The sequence below is a fragment of the Streptomyces sp. AB3(2024) genome (genome assembly GCF_041862025.1).
Taxonomy (GTDB): Bacteria; Actinomycetota; Actinomycetes; order Streptomycetales; family Streptomycetaceae; genus Streptomyces.
The window spans coordinates 21,861-37,037 of the sequence record NZ_JBGWAB010000040.1 but is presented as its reverse complement, the minus strand read 5'-3'; the positions used below and the strand labels follow the sequence as shown (position 1 = coordinate 37,037).

The 15,177-nt window shown below is 72.3% G+C and carries 15 protein-coding genes; 10 read left to right on the top strand and 5 right to left on the bottom strand.

Annotation, left to right across the window (positions count from 1 at the left end):
* Positions 1 to 62: 62 nt before the first annotated feature.
* The 3 genes from ACEPPI_RS17980 to ACEPPI_RS17970 all read left to right on the top strand — a co-directional run bounded on the left by ACEPPI_RS17980 (position 63) and on the right by ACEPPI_RS17970 (position 2,492).
* The gene (locus ACEPPI_RS17980) at positions 63 to 1,205 is read left to right on the top strand and encodes a uroporphyrinogen-III synthase (protein ID WP_373916231.1); all 1,143 of its coding nucleotides are present in this window, start codon (positions 63 to 65) and stop codon (positions 1,203 to 1,205) included.
* Between the two features lie 40 nt (positions 1,206 to 1,245).
* Positions 1,246 to 1,788, top strand: coding sequence for a GNAT family N-acetyltransferase (locus ACEPPI_RS17975; RefSeq protein WP_373916230.1), 543 nt, complete (start codon positions 1,246 to 1,248; stop codon positions 1,786 to 1,788).
* Positions 1,789 to 1,895: 107 nt separating this feature from the next.
* Positions 1,896 to 2,492, top strand: a complete 597-nt coding sequence (locus tag ACEPPI_RS17970) for an ABATE domain-containing protein (protein ID WP_373916229.1) — start codon at positions 1,896 to 1,898, stop codon at positions 2,490 to 2,492.
* A gap of 492 nt (positions 2,493 to 2,984) precedes the next feature.
* On the opposite strand, the gene ACEPPI_RS17965 is transcribed toward ACEPPI_RS17970, so the two are convergent.
* The gene (locus tag ACEPPI_RS17965; protein WP_373916228.1) at positions 2,985 to 3,185 is read right to left on the bottom strand and encodes a hypothetical protein; all 201 of its coding nucleotides are present in this window, start codon (positions 3,183 to 3,185) and stop codon (positions 2,985 to 2,987) included.
* 76 nt (positions 3,186 to 3,261) lie between these two features.
* Positions 3,262 to 3,438, bottom strand: a complete 177-nt coding sequence (locus tag ACEPPI_RS17960; RefSeq protein WP_373916227.1) for a hypothetical protein — start codon at positions 3,436 to 3,438, stop codon at positions 3,262 to 3,264.
* A gap of 200 nt (positions 3,439 to 3,638) precedes the next feature.
* Between ACEPPI_RS17960 and ACEPPI_RS17955 the strand changes: the two genes are divergently transcribed.
* A complete protein-coding gene (locus ACEPPI_RS17955) occupies positions 3,639 to 4,394 on the top strand; it encodes a GntR family transcriptional regulator (protein WP_373916226.1) in 756 nt (251 codons plus the stop codon).
* Between the two features lie 9 nt (positions 4,395 to 4,403).
* On the opposite strand, the gene ACEPPI_RS17950 is transcribed toward ACEPPI_RS17955, so the two are convergent.
* Both ACEPPI_RS17950 and ACEPPI_RS17945 read right to left on the bottom strand, forming a co-directional pair.
* Positions 4,404 to 4,817, bottom strand: a complete 414-nt coding sequence (locus ACEPPI_RS17950) for a DNA-binding protein (RefSeq protein ID WP_373916225.1) — start codon at positions 4,815 to 4,817, stop codon at positions 4,404 to 4,406.
* A complete protein-coding gene (locus ACEPPI_RS17945; protein WP_373916224.1) occupies positions 4,799 to 5,083 on the bottom strand; it encodes a hypothetical protein in 285 nt (94 codons plus the stop codon). Before ACEPPI_RS17945 ends, ACEPPI_RS17950 begins: the two co-directional genes overlap by 19 nt.
* Positions 5,084 to 5,465: 382 nt before the next feature.
* On the opposite strand from ACEPPI_RS17945, the gene ACEPPI_RS17940 reads away from it, so the two are divergent.
* The 3 genes from ACEPPI_RS17940 (at position 5,466) to ACEPPI_RS17930 (ending at position 10,254) form a co-directional block, all read left to right on the top strand.
* Positions 5,466 to 7,772 carry a UvrD-helicase domain-containing protein gene (locus tag ACEPPI_RS17940; protein WP_373916222.1) on the top strand — a complete coding sequence of 769 codons (2,307 nt, stop codon included), beginning with the start codon at positions 5,466 to 5,468 and terminating at the stop codon, positions 7,770 to 7,772.
* A gap of 433 nt (positions 7,773 to 8,205) precedes the next feature.
* The gene (locus ACEPPI_RS17935) at positions 8,206 to 9,630 is read left to right on the top strand and encodes an NAD-dependent malic enzyme (protein WP_373916221.1); all 1,425 of its coding nucleotides are present in this window, start codon (positions 8,206 to 8,208) and stop codon (positions 9,628 to 9,630) included.
* A gap of 342 nt (positions 9,631 to 9,972) precedes the next feature.
* On the top strand, positions 9,973 to 10,254 hold the full coding sequence (locus ACEPPI_RS17930; protein WP_007264399.1) for an HU family DNA-binding protein: 282 nt from the start codon (positions 9,973 to 9,975) through the stop codon (positions 10,252 to 10,254).
* A gap of 222 nt (positions 10,255 to 10,476) precedes the next feature.
* Here ACEPPI_RS17930 and murA read toward each other — a convergent pair whose 3' ends face one another.
* Complete coding sequence (murA, locus tag ACEPPI_RS17925) at positions 10,477 to 11,814, bottom strand: UDP-N-acetylglucosamine 1-carboxyvinyltransferase (protein WP_030239179.1); 1,338 nt, start codon at positions 11,812 to 11,814, stop codon at positions 10,477 to 10,479.
* A gap of 262 nt (positions 11,815 to 12,076) precedes the next feature.
* Between murA and ACEPPI_RS17920 the strand changes: the two genes are divergently transcribed.
* The 3 genes from ACEPPI_RS17920 to ACEPPI_RS17910 all read left to right on the top strand — a co-directional run bounded on the left by ACEPPI_RS17920 (position 12,077) and on the right by ACEPPI_RS17910 (position 14,840).
* A complete protein-coding gene (locus ACEPPI_RS17920) occupies positions 12,077 to 12,637 on the top strand; it encodes a YqgE/AlgH family protein (RefSeq protein WP_373916220.1) in 561 nt (186 codons plus the stop codon).
* Between the two features lie 29 nt (positions 12,638 to 12,666).
* Positions 12,667 to 12,951: a DUF3039 domain-containing protein gene (locus ACEPPI_RS17915; protein WP_007264396.1), complete on the top strand. Its 285-nt coding sequence runs from the start codon at positions 12,667 to 12,669 to the stop codon at positions 12,949 to 12,951.
* 236 nt (positions 12,952 to 13,187) lie between these two features.
* A complete protein-coding gene (locus ACEPPI_RS17910) occupies positions 13,188 to 14,840 on the top strand; it encodes a beta-N-acetylhexosaminidase (protein ID WP_373916219.1) in 1,653 nt (550 codons plus the stop codon).
* Positions 14,841 to 15,177 lie beyond the last annotated feature (337 nt).

Sequence of the window (15,177 nt, the reverse complement as noted above, 5' to 3'; positions counted from 1 at the left end):
GGTCCCGCGACGTGACACCCGCCCGGACCCCGGGCAACGGCAGCCGAGGCAGGTCACCCACGATGGACGAAGCAACGCACGGCCCCCTGGCGGGCTTCACCATCGGCGTGACCGCCGCCCGGCGCGCCGACGATCTGATCGCCCTGCTGCGCCGGCGCGGCGCGAGCGTGGTGCACGCACCCGCGCTGCGGATCGTTCCCCTCGCCGACGACGGCGAGCTGATGGCCGCCACCAAGGAACTCATCGACTGCCCCCCGGACGCGGTCGTCGCGACCACCGCCATCGGCTTCCGGGGCTGGATCGAGGCCGCCGACGGATGGGGGATCGGCGAGGGCCTGCTGGAGCGGCTGCGCACCGCCGAACTGCTGGCGCGCGGGCCCAAGGTGAAGGGGGCCGTACGGGCCGCGGGGCTGGTGGAGGACTGGTCGCCGGGGTCCGAGTCCCTCGCCGAGGTGCTGGACCGGCTGCTGGCCGACGGGGTCGCCGGGCGGCGGATCGCGCTGCAGCTGCACGGGGAGCCGCTGCCCGGGTTCGTGGAGGCGCTGCGCGCGGGCGGGGCCGAGGTGGTGCCGGTGCCCGTGTACCGGTGGATGCCGCCGCAGGACCTCGCACCGCTGGACCGGCTGCTGGACGCGGTCGCCGTCGGGGCGCTGGACGCCGTCAGCTTCACCTCGGCGCCCGCCGCGGCCTCGCTGCTGTCGCGCGCCGGGGAACGGGGGCTGCGGGAGGCCGTCGTGGAGGCGCTGCGCGGGCCGGTGCTCAGCGCCTGCGTCGGGCCCGTGACGGCGCTGCCGCTCCAGGCCGAGGGCATCCCCACCGTGGCGCCGGAGCGGTTCCGGCTCGGGCCGCTGGTGCAGCTGCTCTGCCAGGAACTCCCCGGCCGGGCGCGGGTGTTGCCGGTCGGGGGGCACCGGCTGGAGATCCGGGGCCGGGCGGTGCTCGTCGACGGCGCGCTGCGGCCGGTGCCGCCCGCCGGGATGGCGCTGCTGACGGCCCTGGCCCGGCGTCCGGGGTGGGTGGTGTCGCGGGCCGAACTGCTGCGGACGCTGCCGGGGGCGGGGCGCGACGAGCACGCCGTGGAGACCGCGATGGCCCGGCTGCGGGCGGCGCTGGGGGCGCCGAAGCTGATCCAGACGGTGGTCAAGCGGGGGTACCGGCTGTCGCTGGACGCCGGGGAGTGCGGAGGCGACGGTTCCGCCCGCTGAGGGGCTGTGCGGGGCCGTGGGGGCCGGTTAGCGTGCTCGGATGATCATTGACGGAGTGGAGATGAGGGGCGTCGCGGTCGACGACGCCGCCGCGCTGGCCGAGGTGGTGGCCCGCAACCGGGAGGCCATGAAGCCCTACGAGCCCTTCCGGCGCGAGGAGTTCTATACGGAGGCGGGCCAGCGGGCCCGGATCGAGGCGCTGCTCGCGGAGCGCGAGTCCGGCCTCACCCTCCCGTTCCTGCTGGTCGCGGGCGGGACCCCGGTCGGCTCGATCAACCTCGGCTCCATCGCCCTCGGCCCCCTGCGCAGCGGCGGCATCGGCTACTGGGTCGACCGGGACTGGCACGGCAAGGGCCTGGCCACCGCCGCCGTCGAGGAGGTCTGCCGGATCGCCCGCGACGAGGTCGGCCTCCACCGGGTCGAGGCCGGGACCCTGCTCGACAACTTCGCCTCCCAGCGGGTCCTGGCCAAGACGGGCTTCACCGAGTTCGGAGTCGCCCCCCGCTACCTCCACATCAACGGCGCCTGGCGCGACCACCGCCTCTTCCAGCGCCTCCTGCACGACGACCCGCCGCCGAGGTGACGCACGGGGTCGCCGCGCCCCGCACGGGGGGTTCCGCAACGCACGTGGCGACGGCACTCTGGGGAGGCGACCCACGGGGGCCCACGGCGACCGAGGCGGTGACCGGCATGTGGTTCGACTCCGGGCGGGTCTGTCTTGACCTGCTGGCCACCTCCACGCCCCACGGGGACGCGGAGGACATCGGTGACACCGACGAGCTGAGGCTGTGGCTGGTCGGCGCCGGACTGGTGCCCGACCGGACCCCGCTCGCCCGCCTCGGGCCCGACTGGGTGGCCGCCTTCCGCGGCCTGCGCGCCGACGTGGGCACCCTCGTACGGGCCGCCCTGGCCGGGGCCGGCCCCGAGGAGGGCGCCCTCGCCCGGGTCAACGCGGCGGCTGCCGGTCCACCCCCGGGTCTGTGTGCCGTACGGGACCGGGAGGGGCACCTGGTACGGGAGCTGTGCGGCGGGGTCGAGTGCGCGGGGCTGCTGGCCGCGGTGGCCCGGGACGCGGTGGAACTCCTCACCGACCCCGGCGACCTGGCCCTGCTGCGCGCCTGCGAGGGCGACGGCTGCGCCCGCGTCTACCTCGACACCTCCCGGGGCCACCGCCGCCGCTGGTGCTCCAGCGAACTGTGCGGCAACCGCGAACGCGTGGCCCGCCACCGCAGGCGGGTGCGGACGGCGGTGGGGGCGGGGGAGGGGGTCGGGGGGAGCGGGGCCTGACCCGGCCCGGAATCAGAGAGGGTTTGGGGGGTTCCCGTCAGTCCCATCGTCTCTCCGCGTCGGGCCGGCCCGTCAAGGGCGCTCCTTCGTCGCGTCGCTTCGCGATGCAATGCCGCGTAGTTAAGCGGTGTTGCATCGCGATGGCCTTCGGCCACCCTTGACCGACCGACCCGCCACGGACATCCGAAGACTGCCGGGAACCCCCCAAAAGAACGGTCCACGGGGAAGAGAGGGAGGGGCGGGCACCTCAGCGAAGCGAGACCCGTCTCCGCCCAAGCCCCCGATCCGGGCCCACAAGTCCTGGCCCCCGGCCCGGGGTGCCCAAACCACCCGACACGACGACCACAGCGTTCAACGGGCCCCACGCGCACCAGATCGCTACGCGCTTCGCCCGGCATGGCGTCCGGCGGCCGTCCGGGGCCGCTACCCGCACGAAACGACGACCAGAGCGCCCTGCGGAGCCCCCGGACGCACCGGATCGCTACGCGCTCCTCATGTCTCGGCGTCTGCGGCCCGTCCTGGGAGGATCCTGGCGGGGCGGTACAGGGATCCCTCCAAGGTCTCGATGTATCCAGCGGGCACGATGTTGCCCACTGCGGTGGTGAATTCGAGGCCGGACGAGTCGCGGATGTAGGCCAGCCGCGCCCACCGCTCGGCTCCGCTGTCCGAGACGTTCTCGTTGACCACAGCCATCAGCTCGCCCTAGGTACCGGACGCGATGTCGCGGACCCGGCGGCCCAGGAGCCGGTGCGGCATGTACTCGTAGCCCTCACTCATGCGACACCGCCTCGAAGGAGTCGAGGAACCGATCCCAGCCGGCCAGAGCACGGTCGAGCAGCTCTGCGGAGGTGTCGGCTGCCTCGATGTCGACGATGAGTCCAGCGTGCGCGTGTCGCCGGTTGGCTATGTCGCCGGAGGTCGGGGCATCGAAGGGAATCCGGTGCATGCAGATCACTCCTCAGTCGCGAGACCGCCTCAGCGGCTACCTCTCTAGAGACGTGACCTACTACAGTCGATCTGGAATGGCTTCGTCAATACATCTCTAGAGATGTGTGTCGGAATGGTTGATGGGGTCGAACGCCGGTCCGTGCGGCGGTCCACCTCTGGCCCTAGGGTGTCTAGAGAGGAGAAGGAGTGATCGGTTCGATGACCAGCCAGGGCAGCACCGGCCAGCCGAAGTACCAGCGGATCGCTGATGCGCTGAGGGCGGCCATCCAGTCGGGCGAATACGGCCCGGGCGACCGCCTGCCGGGTGAGAACGACCTCATGGCCACCTACGGCGTCGCCAGGATGACCGCGCGTCAGGCCCTTGGCGTGCTCCGGAACGAAGGCCTCGCGGAGGCGCGGAAGGGCGCCGGCGTCTTCGTGCGGACGTTCAAGCCGCTGCGGCGCCGAGGCATCGAGCGGCTGGCGCAGGGGCGGTGGGGCTCGGGGCACTCCGTCTGGTCCGCCGACACCGAGGACCGGGAGCTCGTCGTCGACCAGGTCGAGGTACGGGAGGAGGCGGCCGGCCGCGTCGCCGACGCTCTCGGCCTCTCCGCCGGGTCCCGGGTGTGGGTGCGCAGTCGCCGTTTCGTGCTCGACGGCAAGCCCGTCCTCTTCGCGACGTCGTATCTGCCGTCCGACGTGGTCGCCGACTCCGCCATCACACGGGCCGACACCGGCCCTGGCGGAACGTACGCCAGGCTGGCCGAACTGGGTCACGAGCCCGTTCACTTCCGTGAGGAGATCCGCTGCCGGATGCCTTCGGCCGACGAAGCCGAGCGGCTCGCCCTTTCGGTGGGCACGCCGGTCGTCCGGATCGTGCGCACCGCGTTCGCCGAGGGCGGCCGCGCCGTCGAGGTCAACGAGATGACCCTGGACTCCGCCTCCTACGTCTTGGAGTACGAGTTCGAGGCCTAGCCCGCCGCGTCAGACGCCGACGATGTGAACCCGGTCGCCGCACAGCTTCGTCATATCGTCGACGTCCGAGGTCAGGAGGACGACGGGGCGGCGCTGGCGCAAGGCGGCTTCTGCGACAGTCGCGTCGATGGCGTACTTGTGGCCGTGGAGGCCCGCCTCCCGCAGGAGGGCCGACGCGGCACGGGCTTCTTCATCGCCCACGGAGGTGACGCGCACACCGGAGAGGATCCAGTTCAACCGCGCCTTGTCGGTGCGCGCGTGTACGGCCTCGATGATCGTCAACGCGCAGGTCACGACCTCCATGCCACGGCTGCGCGCCTCGGCGACGAGGGCGACCACCGGTTCCTCGTCGTCCAGCAGTTTCGACAGTCCCTCGCTGTCCAGGAGCAAGGCCCCCTCGTGGGTCAGCTTGCGGCGGGCCATTCCCCATCCTCCGCGAAGACCTCGTCGAAGACCCGCCGTGCCGCTTGCTGGGATTCGGGGGACAGGGGACCACGCCGCTGCTCGTAGTCGGCCAGGTATTCGTCCAGGATCCGGCCCCGCAGCTCCCGTTCCACCGCCGCGGTGACGAAGGCGGAGAACTCCCGCTTGCCCACGCGTGCGCGGATGGCCTCGGCCGTGCCTTCGGGCAGCGACAGACTCACTCTGGCCGCAGGGCCCTCGCCGATTCCGTACGTCGTCTCAGACACCCTTCCAAAGTATCAAAGGAGTGGGAAAGCCTCTGTGTGCGGATATCGGCCCCGGACGGCCGCCGGACGCCATGCCGGGCGAAGCGCGTAGCGATCCGACGCGCGTGGGGCCCGTTGGACGCTGTGGTCGTCGTGCCGGGTGGTCTGGCCCGTCCCGGGGGCCGATGGATGTAGGGGGCCGGAATGGGGGACTGGGCGGAGATGGCTCGCGCATCGCTGGGATACCCGTCCCTCGCTCATGAACCCCCAAACCCTCCCTGATCCGGACCAGCCGGGGCCCCGCACCCCCCGACCCCGTCCCGGCGCGCGGAACCGGCGTGCGGACAGGGCCTGGGTTCGCGTACGGTTGACGGTCGCCCATGCACGTCAGAAGGGGGCCTTGGTGGCCGCGCAGAATGCCGCTGTCGACAGCACGGCGGATTCCGTCCGCGATCGGGAGATCGCGGCCGAGCAGACGCATCTCGATCAGGTGTACCGACGCCTTGAGGAGAAGATCCACGAGGCCGAGTTCCTGATGAACGACGCCGCCAAGCGGGGGCAGGTCGGCACGCCCGGCGCCCTCGCCGAGCGCGACGCGCAGGTCTTCCGCGCCGGGATCCACCTCAACCGGCTGAACAACGAGTTCGAGGACTTCCTCTTCGGCCGCATCGACCTCGTCCTCGGCAAGGACGGTGAGCGCGGCCCCGACGGCGCGTTCACCTCCGTCGAGCCCGCCGACGACGCGATCCGCCCCGACCTCACCGCCGAGATCGCCGAGACCCTGCACATCGGGCGGATCGGCGTGCTCGACACCGACTACGCGCCGCTCGTCATCGACTGGCGCGCCCCGGCGGCCGCGCCGTTCTACCGTTCCACCCCCAAGGACCCCGGCCGCGTCGTGCGCCGCCGCGTGATCCGCTCCAAGGGCCGCAAGGTGCTCGGCGTCGAGGACGACCTGATGCGCCCCGAGCTCACCGCCACCCTGGACGGCAAGGAGCTGCCCGCCATCGGCGACGGCGCCCTGATGGCCGCGCTCGGGCGGGCCCGTACGCACTCCATGCGGGACATCGTCTCCTCCATCCAGGCCGAGCAGGACCTGGTGATCCGCGCTCCCGCCGCCTCCGTCGCGGAGGTCGCCGGCGGGCCCGGCACCGGGAAGACGGCCGTCGCCCTGCACCGGGCCGCGTACCTGCTCTACCAGGACCGCCGCCGCTACTCCGGCGGCATCCTGATCGTCTCCCCGACACCGCTGCTCGTCGCCTACACCGAGGGCGTCCTGCCCTCCCTCGGCGAGGAGGGCCAGGTCGCCATCCGCGCGCTGGGCTCCCTCGTCGACGGGGCCGAGGCCACGACGTACGACGACCCGCCGGTGGCGCGGATCAAGGGCTCCTCCCGGATGCTCAAGGTGCTCCGCAAGGCCGTGCGCGGCGCGCTGGAGCTCGGGAACGCGCCCGAGCGGCTGCGCGTCGTGGCCTTCGGGCGGCGCCAGGAGCTGGAGGCCCCCGAGCTCGACCGGATCCGCCAGACCGTGCTCAGCGGCACGGCCCCGGTGAACCTGCTGCGCCCGCGCGCCCGCAGGCTGCTGCTCGACGCCCTCTACGCGAAGTCCGGCCAGTCGGGCCGGCACAGCGATCCGGAGCTGGCGGCGGAGCTGCGTTCCGCGTTCGACGAGGACATCTCCACCGAGGACGACTTCATCGGGTTCCTGAACGCCTGGTGGCCGGAACTGACCCCGCGCAAGGTGCTGGCCGCCATGGCGGACGAGCGGCGCGTGGGCCGTTGGTCGCGGCGGGACCTGAACCCCCGCGAGGCCCGCCAGCTGGCCCGTTCCCTGCGCCGGGTCGGCCCGGACGGCAAGGGGCCCCTGTCGGTGCACGACGTGGCCCTGCTGGACGAGCTGCACCAGCTGCTCGGCGCGCCGGCGCGGCCGAAGCGCAAGCGGGAGATGGACCCGCTCGACCAGCTCAGCGGGCTGGAGGAGCTGATGCCGACCCGCGAGGAGACGCAGTGGGAGCGGGCCGAGCGGATCGCGGCCGAGCGCACCGAGTACGCGCACGTGATCGTGGACGAGGCCCAGGACCTGACGCCGATGCAGTGGCGGATGGTGGGCCGGCGCGGCAGGTCGGGCACCTGGACGGTGGTCGGCGACCCGGCGCAGTCCTCGTGGACGGATCCCGACGAGGCGGCCGCCGCCCGTGACGAGGCCCTGGGGCGCCGCCCGCGCAGGCGGTTCACCCTGACCGTGAACTACCGCAACCCGGCCGAGGTGGCCGAGGTGGCCTCCCGGGTGCTGAAGCTGGCGGCGCCCGGCATGGAGCCGCCGACCGCGGTGCGCTCCACCGGCCTGGAGCCCCGTTTCGCGGCGGCCGGGGACGATCTGGGCGCGGCGGTCCGGGAGGAGACGCGGAGGCTGCTGGAGCAGGTGGACGGCACGGTCGGCGTGGTCGTGGCCATGGACCGGCGCGCGGAGGCCGCGGGCTGGCTCGCGGACCTCGGCGGGCGGGCGGTGGCGCTGGGCAGCCTGGAGGCCAAGGGCCTGGAGTACGACGCCACGGTGGTCGTCTCCCCGGCGGAGATCGCCGAGGAGTCCCCGGCGGGCCTGCGCGTGCTCTACGTGGCCCTGACGCGTGCGACGCAGCAGCTGACGGTGGTCTCGGCGGCGGGCGACCGGGCGGGCGAGGACGGCGTGCCGGAGCTGCTGCGGCCCTGACGGGTCCGGTGGGGCCGGATGGCCCGCGGCCAGGCGCGTGAGCCGGAAGACCGACTCGTCGGAGGGGGGATCACATCCGGCGATCCTTTGTTAGCCTGGGTACGACACCGGCTCGATCCAAGCCCCCGGGCCCAACCTTCGTCGCCTAGAGCGACCACTTGCCGCGAGGCGAGCATGGCGGGTCGGTGTCGTCAGTCTTAGTGGGAACACCAGGTCCGCGCCCTCCACCCAGTGGGGGGCGCGGACCTGTTTCGTATCAACCCACCATTCCACCGGCCCTCGGAATCTCGTATGGTGGAAGTGTTCTTCCGAAATTTGTAGCTGGTTACCTTGTACCGGCTGGTAGGTGGGACGATCGGACAACGGGTCCGTTCACGCTTGCCGTGTGCGGGCCCGTGTACAGCGAAATCAGGGACAGAAGAGGAACACGGCCATGGCAACGGCGCCCAGCGTCTCGTATTCGATGACGGTCCGTCTGGAAGTGCCCGCGAGCGGAACCGCGGTCTCCCAGCTCACCACCGCCGTGGAGTCTTCGGGGGGCTCGGTCACCGGCCTCGACGTGACCGCATCCGGTCACGAGAAGCTCCGTATCGACGTCACCATCGCCGCCACCTCCACCGCGCACGCCGACGAGATCGTCGAGAAGCTGCGCGGCATCGAGGGCGTCAGTCTGGGCAAGGTCTCCGACCGAACCTTCCTGATGCACCTCGGCGGCAAGATCGAGATGTCGTCCAAGCACCCCATCCGCAACCGAGACGACCTCTCGATGATCTACACCCCGGGCGTCGCCCGCGTGTGCATGGCCATCGCCGAGAACCCCGAGGACGCGCGCCGCCTCACCATCAAGCGCAACTCCGTCGCAGTCGTGACCGACGGCTCCGCCGTGCTGGGCCTGGGCAACATCGGCCCGATGGCGGCGCTGCCCGTCATGGAGGGCAAGGCGGCCCTCTTCAAGCGCTTCGCCGGCATCGACGCCTGGCCCATCTGCCTGGACACGCAGGACGCCGACGAGATCGTCGCGATCGTCAAGGCCATCGCCCCGGGCTTCGCCGGCATCAACCTGGAGGACATCTCCGCGCCGCGCTGCTTCGAGATCGAGGCCCGCCTGCGCGAGGCCCTCGACATCCCCGTCTTCCACGACGACCAGCACGGCACCGCCATCGTCGTCCTCGCCGCCCTGACCAACGCACTTCGCGTGGTGGGCAAGGCAGTTGGCGACGTCAAGGTGGTCATGTCGGGCGCCGGCGCGGCCGGTACCGCCATCCTCAAGCTGCTCCTCGCGGCCGGCGTCAAGAACGCGGTCAGCGCCGACATCCACGGCGTCGTGCACGCGGACCGCCCCGACCTCGTCGACGCGGCCCCCGACTCCCCGCTGCGCTGGATCGCCGACAACACCAACCCCGAGGGGTACACCGGCACCCTGAAGGAGGCCGTGGTCGGCGCCGACGTCTTCATCGGCGTCTCCGCCCCGAACGTGCTCTCCGGCGAGGACGTCGCCGCCATGGCCGAAGGTGCCATCGTGTTCGCGCTCGCGAACCCGGACCCGGAGGTCGACCCGGCCATCGCCCGTCAGACCGCCGCCGTGGTGGCCACCGGCCGTTCCGACTTCCCGAACCAGATCAACAACGTGCTGGTCTTCCCGGGCGTCTTCCGCGGCCTCCTCGACGCCCAGTCGAGGACCGTGAACACCGACATGATGCTGGCCGCGGCGAGCGCCCTGGCCGACGTCGTCGGCGAGGACGAGCTGAACGCCAACTACATCATCCCGTCCGTCTTCAACGACAAGGTCGCGGGCGCGGTCGCCGGCGCGGTCCGCAAGGCGGCCTCCGCTCCTGTGACGGCGCCCACGTCCGTCTGATCCGGCGCGTCGCGTGGTGCGGGCCGGGCAGGGCGCCTCTAGGGTTGCGGGGATGCCCGCGTGGCCCGCGGTCCGCATCCACGGCGGTCCGACGGGTCCACCCGGCCCACGGGACCGCTGAAGCCTCCGATGCGGACGGAGCGTCACCGCGGCGTGACTGTGGCGCTTTTCGTGTGACCCTGGCGGGTGCCGGATTGGCTTTCCCGCCGCTGGTGGGGGCAGGATGCGTAACCGGGCGAGAGGGTCTGACGTTCAGACCCGGGTCCGGGGACTGTCCGAGGGCCCTGGCAGCATCGGCTTCGATCTCACGCCTCTAAGGCAAGTTGAACACGGGAGTACAACATGAACCGCAGTGAGCTGGTGGCCGCTCTGTCCGAGCGCGCCGAGGTGACCCGCAAGGACGCCGACGCCGTTCTGGCCGCGCTCGCCGAGACCGTCGGCGAGATCGTCGCCAAGGGCGACGAGAAGGTCACCATCCCCGGCTTCCTGACCTTCGAGCGCACCCACCGTGCCGCTCGCACCGCGCGCAACCCGCAGACCGGCGACCCCATCCAGATCCCGGCCGGCTACAGCGTGAAGGTCTCCGCGGGCTCCAAGCTCAAGGAAGCCGCCAAGGGCAAGTAGTACGCCCTTGTGCCGAGGGCCGCACAGGCCCTCGGGACGGCAGTAGTACGTACGACGAAGGGCGGCCACCCCACGGGGGTGGCCGCCCTTCGGTCGTGCCCGGCCCGTGCGCGGCCCCCAGGAGGGGCCCCACGGGCCCTTCCAGGGCCTCGCAGGGCCCCGGAAGGGATCAGTCCGGACCGGGACCCCCATCGGGTCTCAGGATCCGGACCGGGAGCGGTCTCAGACGAGGTCGCCGTTCGGCAGTTCGACCTTGGCGCCGAGCTCGACGAGCTTCTCCATGAAGTTCTCGTAGCCGCGGTTGATCAGGTCGATGCCGTGCACGCGCGAGGTGCCCTCGGCCGCCAGCGCCGCGATCAGGTACGAGAACCCGCCGCGCAGGTCGGGGATGACCAGGTCGGCGCCCTGGAGCTTGGTCGGGCCGGAGACGACGGCCGAGTGCAGGAAGTTGCGCTGGCCGAACCGGCACGCGCTGCCGCCCAGGCACTCGCGGTACAGCTGGATGTGAGCACCCATCTGGTTGAGCGCCGAGGTGAAGCCGAGCCGGGACTCGTAGACCGTCTCGTGGACGATCGACAGGCCCGACGCCTGCGTCAGGGCGACGACCAGCGGCTGCTGCCAGTCGGTCTGGAAGCCGGGGTGCACGTCCGTCTCCAGCGCGATGGCCTTCAGCGGGCCGCCCGGGTGCCAGAAGCGGATGCCCTCGTCGTCGATCTCGAACGCGCCGCCGACCCGGCGGAACGTGTTCAGGAAGGTCATCATCGAGCGCTGCTGCGCCCCGCGGACGTAGATGTTGCCGCCGGTCGCCAGGGCCGCGGACGCCCAGGAGGCGGCCTCCAGACGGTCCGGGAGCGCCTTGTGGTTGTAGCCGCTCAGGCGGTCCACACCCGTGATGCGGATGGTGCGGTCGGTGTCGACGGAGATGATCGCGCCCATCTTCTGCAGGACGCAGATGAGGTCTTCGATCTCCGGCTCGACGGCGGCGTTGCTGAGCTCGGTCACGCCCTCGGCCAGGACGGCCGTCAGCAGGACCTGCTCGGTCGAGCCGACCGACGGGTAGGGGAGGCGGATCTTGCATCCGCGCAGGCGCTGCGGCGCCTCCAGGTACTGGCCGCCTTCGCGCTTCTCGATGGTCGCGCCGAACTGGCGGAGCACGTCGAAGTGGAAGTCGATCGGCCGGCCGCCGATGTCGCAGCCGCCGAGGCCCGGGATGAAGGCGTGGCCGAGGCGGTGCAGCAGCGGGCCGCAGAAGAGGATCGGGATCCGGGAGGATCCCGCGTGCGCGTCGATGTCGGCGACGTTGGCGCTCTCGACGTGGGTCGGGTCGAGGATCAGCTCGCCCGGCTCCTCGCCGGGCCGCACGGTCACGCCGTGCAGCTGGAGCAGCCCGCGCACGACCCGCACGTCACGGATGTCGGGAACATTGCGCAGCCGGCTCGGCTCGCTGCCGAGCAGGGCGGCGACCATGGCCTTCGGCACGAGGTTCTTCGCGCCGCGGACACGGATCTCGCCCTCAAGCGGGGTTCCGCCGTGGACAAGCAGGACATCGTTGCCGGTCATGGATCTCGCGTTCCGGAGAGGATGGGCAGGGGATCAGTGAAAAGGGTAAGGGTCACTACCCCCTTGTTTGTATGGCCGACGTGGCCGTAGGACTGTCATGAATTCGGTACAGCACCCTGCGTGTGCGACAGGTGGCGGAGTGTCGCGTTCCGGGGTCTGTGGCGGCGCGCGCTCCTCTCTGCCGCCGTGCGCCCTGAGCTGCGCGTGATCCATTGCCGCCGTCCGCTCCCCCCGGAGGGCGATTGTGCGAGATCATGTCCGCATGACCGAGGTGTCCTCCCTCACAGGGCGGCTGCTCGTGGCCACCCCCGCCCTCGCGGACCCGAATTTCGACCGCGCGGTCGTGCTGCTGCTCGACCACGACGAGCAGGGCTCCCTCGGCGTGGTCCTCAACCGGCCCACCCCGGTGGACGTCCGCGACATCCTGCTGCCGTGGGCGCCGCTGGCCGGTGACCCGGGTGTGGTCTTCCAGGGCGGCCCCGTCGCGCTGGACTCCGCGTTGGGGGTCGCCGTGATCCCGGGTGAGGAAGGGCCGCTGGGCTGGCGCCGCGTGCACGGCGCGATCGGCCTCGTGGACCTGGAGACCCCGCCCGAGCTCCTCGCCGCCGCCCTCGGCGGCCTGCGCATCTTCGCCGGCTACTCCGGATGGGGCCCCGGCCAGCTGGAGGCCGAGGTGGGCGACGGCGCCTGGTACGTGGTGGATTCCGAGCCCGGGGACGTCTCCTTCCCCGACCCCGAACGGCTGTGGCGGGCGGTGCTGCGCCGCCAGCGCAGCGGGCTCGCGATGGTCGCCACCTATCTGGACGACCCGTCGCTGAACTGACCCCGGCGGGGTTCAGTACCCTGGATTTCATGAGCACTCTTGAGCCCGAGCGCGGGACTGGTACGGGGACCCTCGTAGAGCCGACGCCGCAGGTGTCCCACGGCGACGGCGACCACGAGCGCTTCGCCCACTACGTCCAGAAGGACAAGATCATGGCGAGCGCGCTCGACGGCACCCCCGTCGTCGCGCTCTGCGGCAAGGTCTGGGTGCCGGGCCGCGATCCGAAGAAGTACCCGGTGTGCCCCATGTGCAAGGAGATCTACGAATCCATGGGCGCCGGCGGTGACAAGGACAAGGGCGGCAAGGACAAGTAACCGGGTCCGGTGGGTCGGTCCGGGTCGGCGGCCCTGGTCCGGTGGGTCCGGGTCAGGGGTCCGGTGGTCCCGGGGCCGGAAGTCCCGACCGTCGAGGCGAAGGCCCTCGGTGCGCGCCATCGCGCCCGGGGGCCTTTTGCGTGCCCCGGGCGCGGGCTAGGGTCGGCCCAACGAGCACTCTGTGAAACGAGCGTTGCGCAGGGTGCAACAGGCTCGCTGCCGCGAAGGGCTGACGCATGGACCTGATCCCCGTACCGCAGGACGCCGCCGTGGACCAGGAGGGCCGGCGCTACGCGTTCGGCCCGCAGCCGGTGCTCGCCGCCGGACCCGGCGCCGAGGGGGTCGCGCGCTGGCTGCGCCGCGAGCTCGGCGCCGCCACCGGGTGGGAGCTGCCGGCCGCGGGGCCCGGCGCGCGTGGCGACGTACGCCTGGCCGTCGACCCCGGGCGCGCGGAGGCCGACGGGCCGGAGTCCTACCGTTTGACCGTGGCCGCGGACGGGGTGGAGCTGACGGGCGCCTCCGCCGCCGGGCTGTTCTGGGGGGCGCAGACGCTGCGTCAGCTGCTCGGGCCCGCCGCGTACCGCAGGGCGGCGCCGCTGGCCGGGCCCCGCGGCCGGCCCGGCTGGAGCCTGCCGTACGTCACCGTCGCCGACGCCCCCCGCTTCGGCTGGCGCGGCATGCTGCTCGACGTCGCCCGGCACTTCACGCCCAAGGACGGGGTGCTGCGGTACATCGACCTCCTCGTCGCCCACAAGCTGAACGTGCTCCACCTGCACCTGACGGACGACCAGGGCTGGCGGATCGAGATCGCGCGGTACCCGAGGCTCACCGAGGTGGGCGCCTGGCGCCCGCGCAGCCGCTGGGGGCACCGGGCCTCACCGCTGTGGAACGAGACCCCGCACGGCGGTTTCTACACCCGGGACGACGTCCGCGAGATCGTCGCGTACGCGGCCGAACGGCACGTGCGGGTGGTCCCCGAAATCGACATCCCGGGACATGCGCAGGCCGCGATCGCCGCCTACCCCGAGCTCGGCAACCGTGACGTCGTGGACACCGCAGCGCTCGGCGTGTGGGACGACTGGGGCGTCAACGAGAACGTGCTCGCCCCCACCGAGGACGTACTGCGCTTCTACGAGGGAGTGTTCGAGGAGGTCCTGGAGCTGTTCCCGGTGGAGGTCTCGCCCTTCGTCCACGTGGGCGGCGACGAGTGCCCCAAGGTGCAGTGGCGCGCCTCCGCGGCGGCCCAGCAGCGGATCGGGGAACTGGGGGTGGACGGCGAGGACGGCCTCCAGGCCTGGTTCATCCGGCACTTCGACGGCTGGCTCGCCGCGCGCGGGCGCCGGCTCGTCGGCTGGGACGAGATCCTGGAGGGCGGGCTGGCGGACGGCGCCGTCGTCTCCTCCTGGCGCGGCTACGGGGGCGGGATCGCCGCGGCCGAGGCCGGACACGACGTGGTGATGTGCCCCGAGCAGCGCGTGTACCTGGACCACCGTCAGGCGGACGGCCCGGACGAGCCGATGCCCATCGGGTACGTGCGCTCGCTGGAGGACGTCTACCGCTTCGAGCCGGTGGCGCCCGAGCTCTCCGCGGAGGCCGCCGCCCACGTGCTGGGGGCGCAGGCCAACGTGTGGACCGAGGTGATGGAGAACCAGTCCCGCGTCGACTACCAGGTGTTCCCGCGGCTGGCCGCCTTCGCGGAGGCGGTGTGGTCCCGGCTGCCGGAACCGGAATCCAGGGACTACGAGGGCTTCGAGGCCCGGATGACGGCGCACTACGCGCGGCTCGACGCCCTCGGCGTCGACTACCGGCCACCGGCGGGACCGTTGCCGTGGCAGCGTCGGCCGGGGGTGCCGGGACGTCCGCTGGAGGGCGCGCCCCCGATCGTGTGACCCGGGGGGCGTGGCGCCCGCCCGGCCGTCGTTGACCGGAAGCGGAACTCTTCGGAAACCTTTGGAACTCTGCCTCGAATCAGAGCGATACGGGGGAAAACGGGCGTTCGGGAGGTAGGGGAAACAGGTGGTGCGAGGCGGTGCCCGACGGCGTCCGGGCAGGGTGCGGGCGGGGTGCGGGCGAGGTGCGCGGCCGGGCCGCGGGCGGCACCCCGCGGCCCGACCCGGCCGCCGTACGGGCCGCGCCGGGGGGTTCGGCCCGGCGGAGGTACCGGGGAGACCCTCGCGCGGGGCGGTCCCGAAGATGTGCCAGAGTTGCCACGTCCCGGCGGTGAGC

Coding starts and splice junctions, on each gene's coding strand:
- murA (WP_030239179.1), bottom strand. CDS start 11,814: ATGACCGGCAACGATGTCCTGCTTGTCCACGGCGGAACCCCGCTTGAG.
- ACEPPI_RS17930 (WP_007264399.1), top strand. CDS start 9,973: ATGAACCGCAGTGAGCTGGTGGCCGCTCTGTCCGAGCGCGCCGAGGTG.
- ACEPPI_RS17980 (WP_373916231.1), top strand. CDS start 63: ATGGACGAAGCAACGCACGGCCCCCTGGCGGGCTTCACCATCGGCGTG.
- ACEPPI_RS17975 (WP_373916230.1), top strand. CDS start 1,246: ATGATCATTGACGGAGTGGAGATGAGGGGCGTCGCGGTCGACGACGCC.
- ACEPPI_RS17935 (WP_373916221.1), top strand. CDS start 8,206: ATGGCAACGGCGCCCAGCGTCTCGTATTCGATGACGGTCCGTCTGGAA.
- ACEPPI_RS17915 (WP_007264396.1), top strand. CDS start 12,667: ATGAGCACTCTTGAGCCCGAGCGCGGGACTGGTACGGGGACCCTCGTA.
- ACEPPI_RS17965 (WP_373916228.1), bottom strand. CDS start 3,185: ATGGCTGTGGTCAACGAGAACGTCTCGGACAGCGGAGCCGAGCGGTGG.
- ACEPPI_RS17910 (WP_373916219.1), top strand. CDS start 13,188: ATGGACCTGATCCCCGTACCGCAGGACGCCGCCGTGGACCAGGAGGGC.
- ACEPPI_RS17955 (WP_373916226.1), top strand. CDS start 3,639: ATGACCAGCCAGGGCAGCACCGGCCAGCCGAAGTACCAGCGGATCGCT.
- ACEPPI_RS17970 (WP_373916229.1), top strand. CDS start 1,896: ATGTGGTTCGACTCCGGGCGGGTCTGTCTTGACCTGCTGGCCACCTCC.
- ACEPPI_RS17920 (WP_373916220.1), top strand. CDS start 12,077: ATGACCGAGGTGTCCTCCCTCACAGGGCGGCTGCTCGTGGCCACCCCC.
- ACEPPI_RS17950 (WP_373916225.1), bottom strand. CDS start 4,817: ATGGCCCGCCGCAAGCTGACCCACGAGGGGGCCTTGCTCCTGGACAGC.
- ACEPPI_RS17960 (WP_373916227.1), bottom strand. CDS start 3,438: ATGCACCGGATTCCCTTCGATGCCCCGACCTCCGGCGACATAGCCAAC.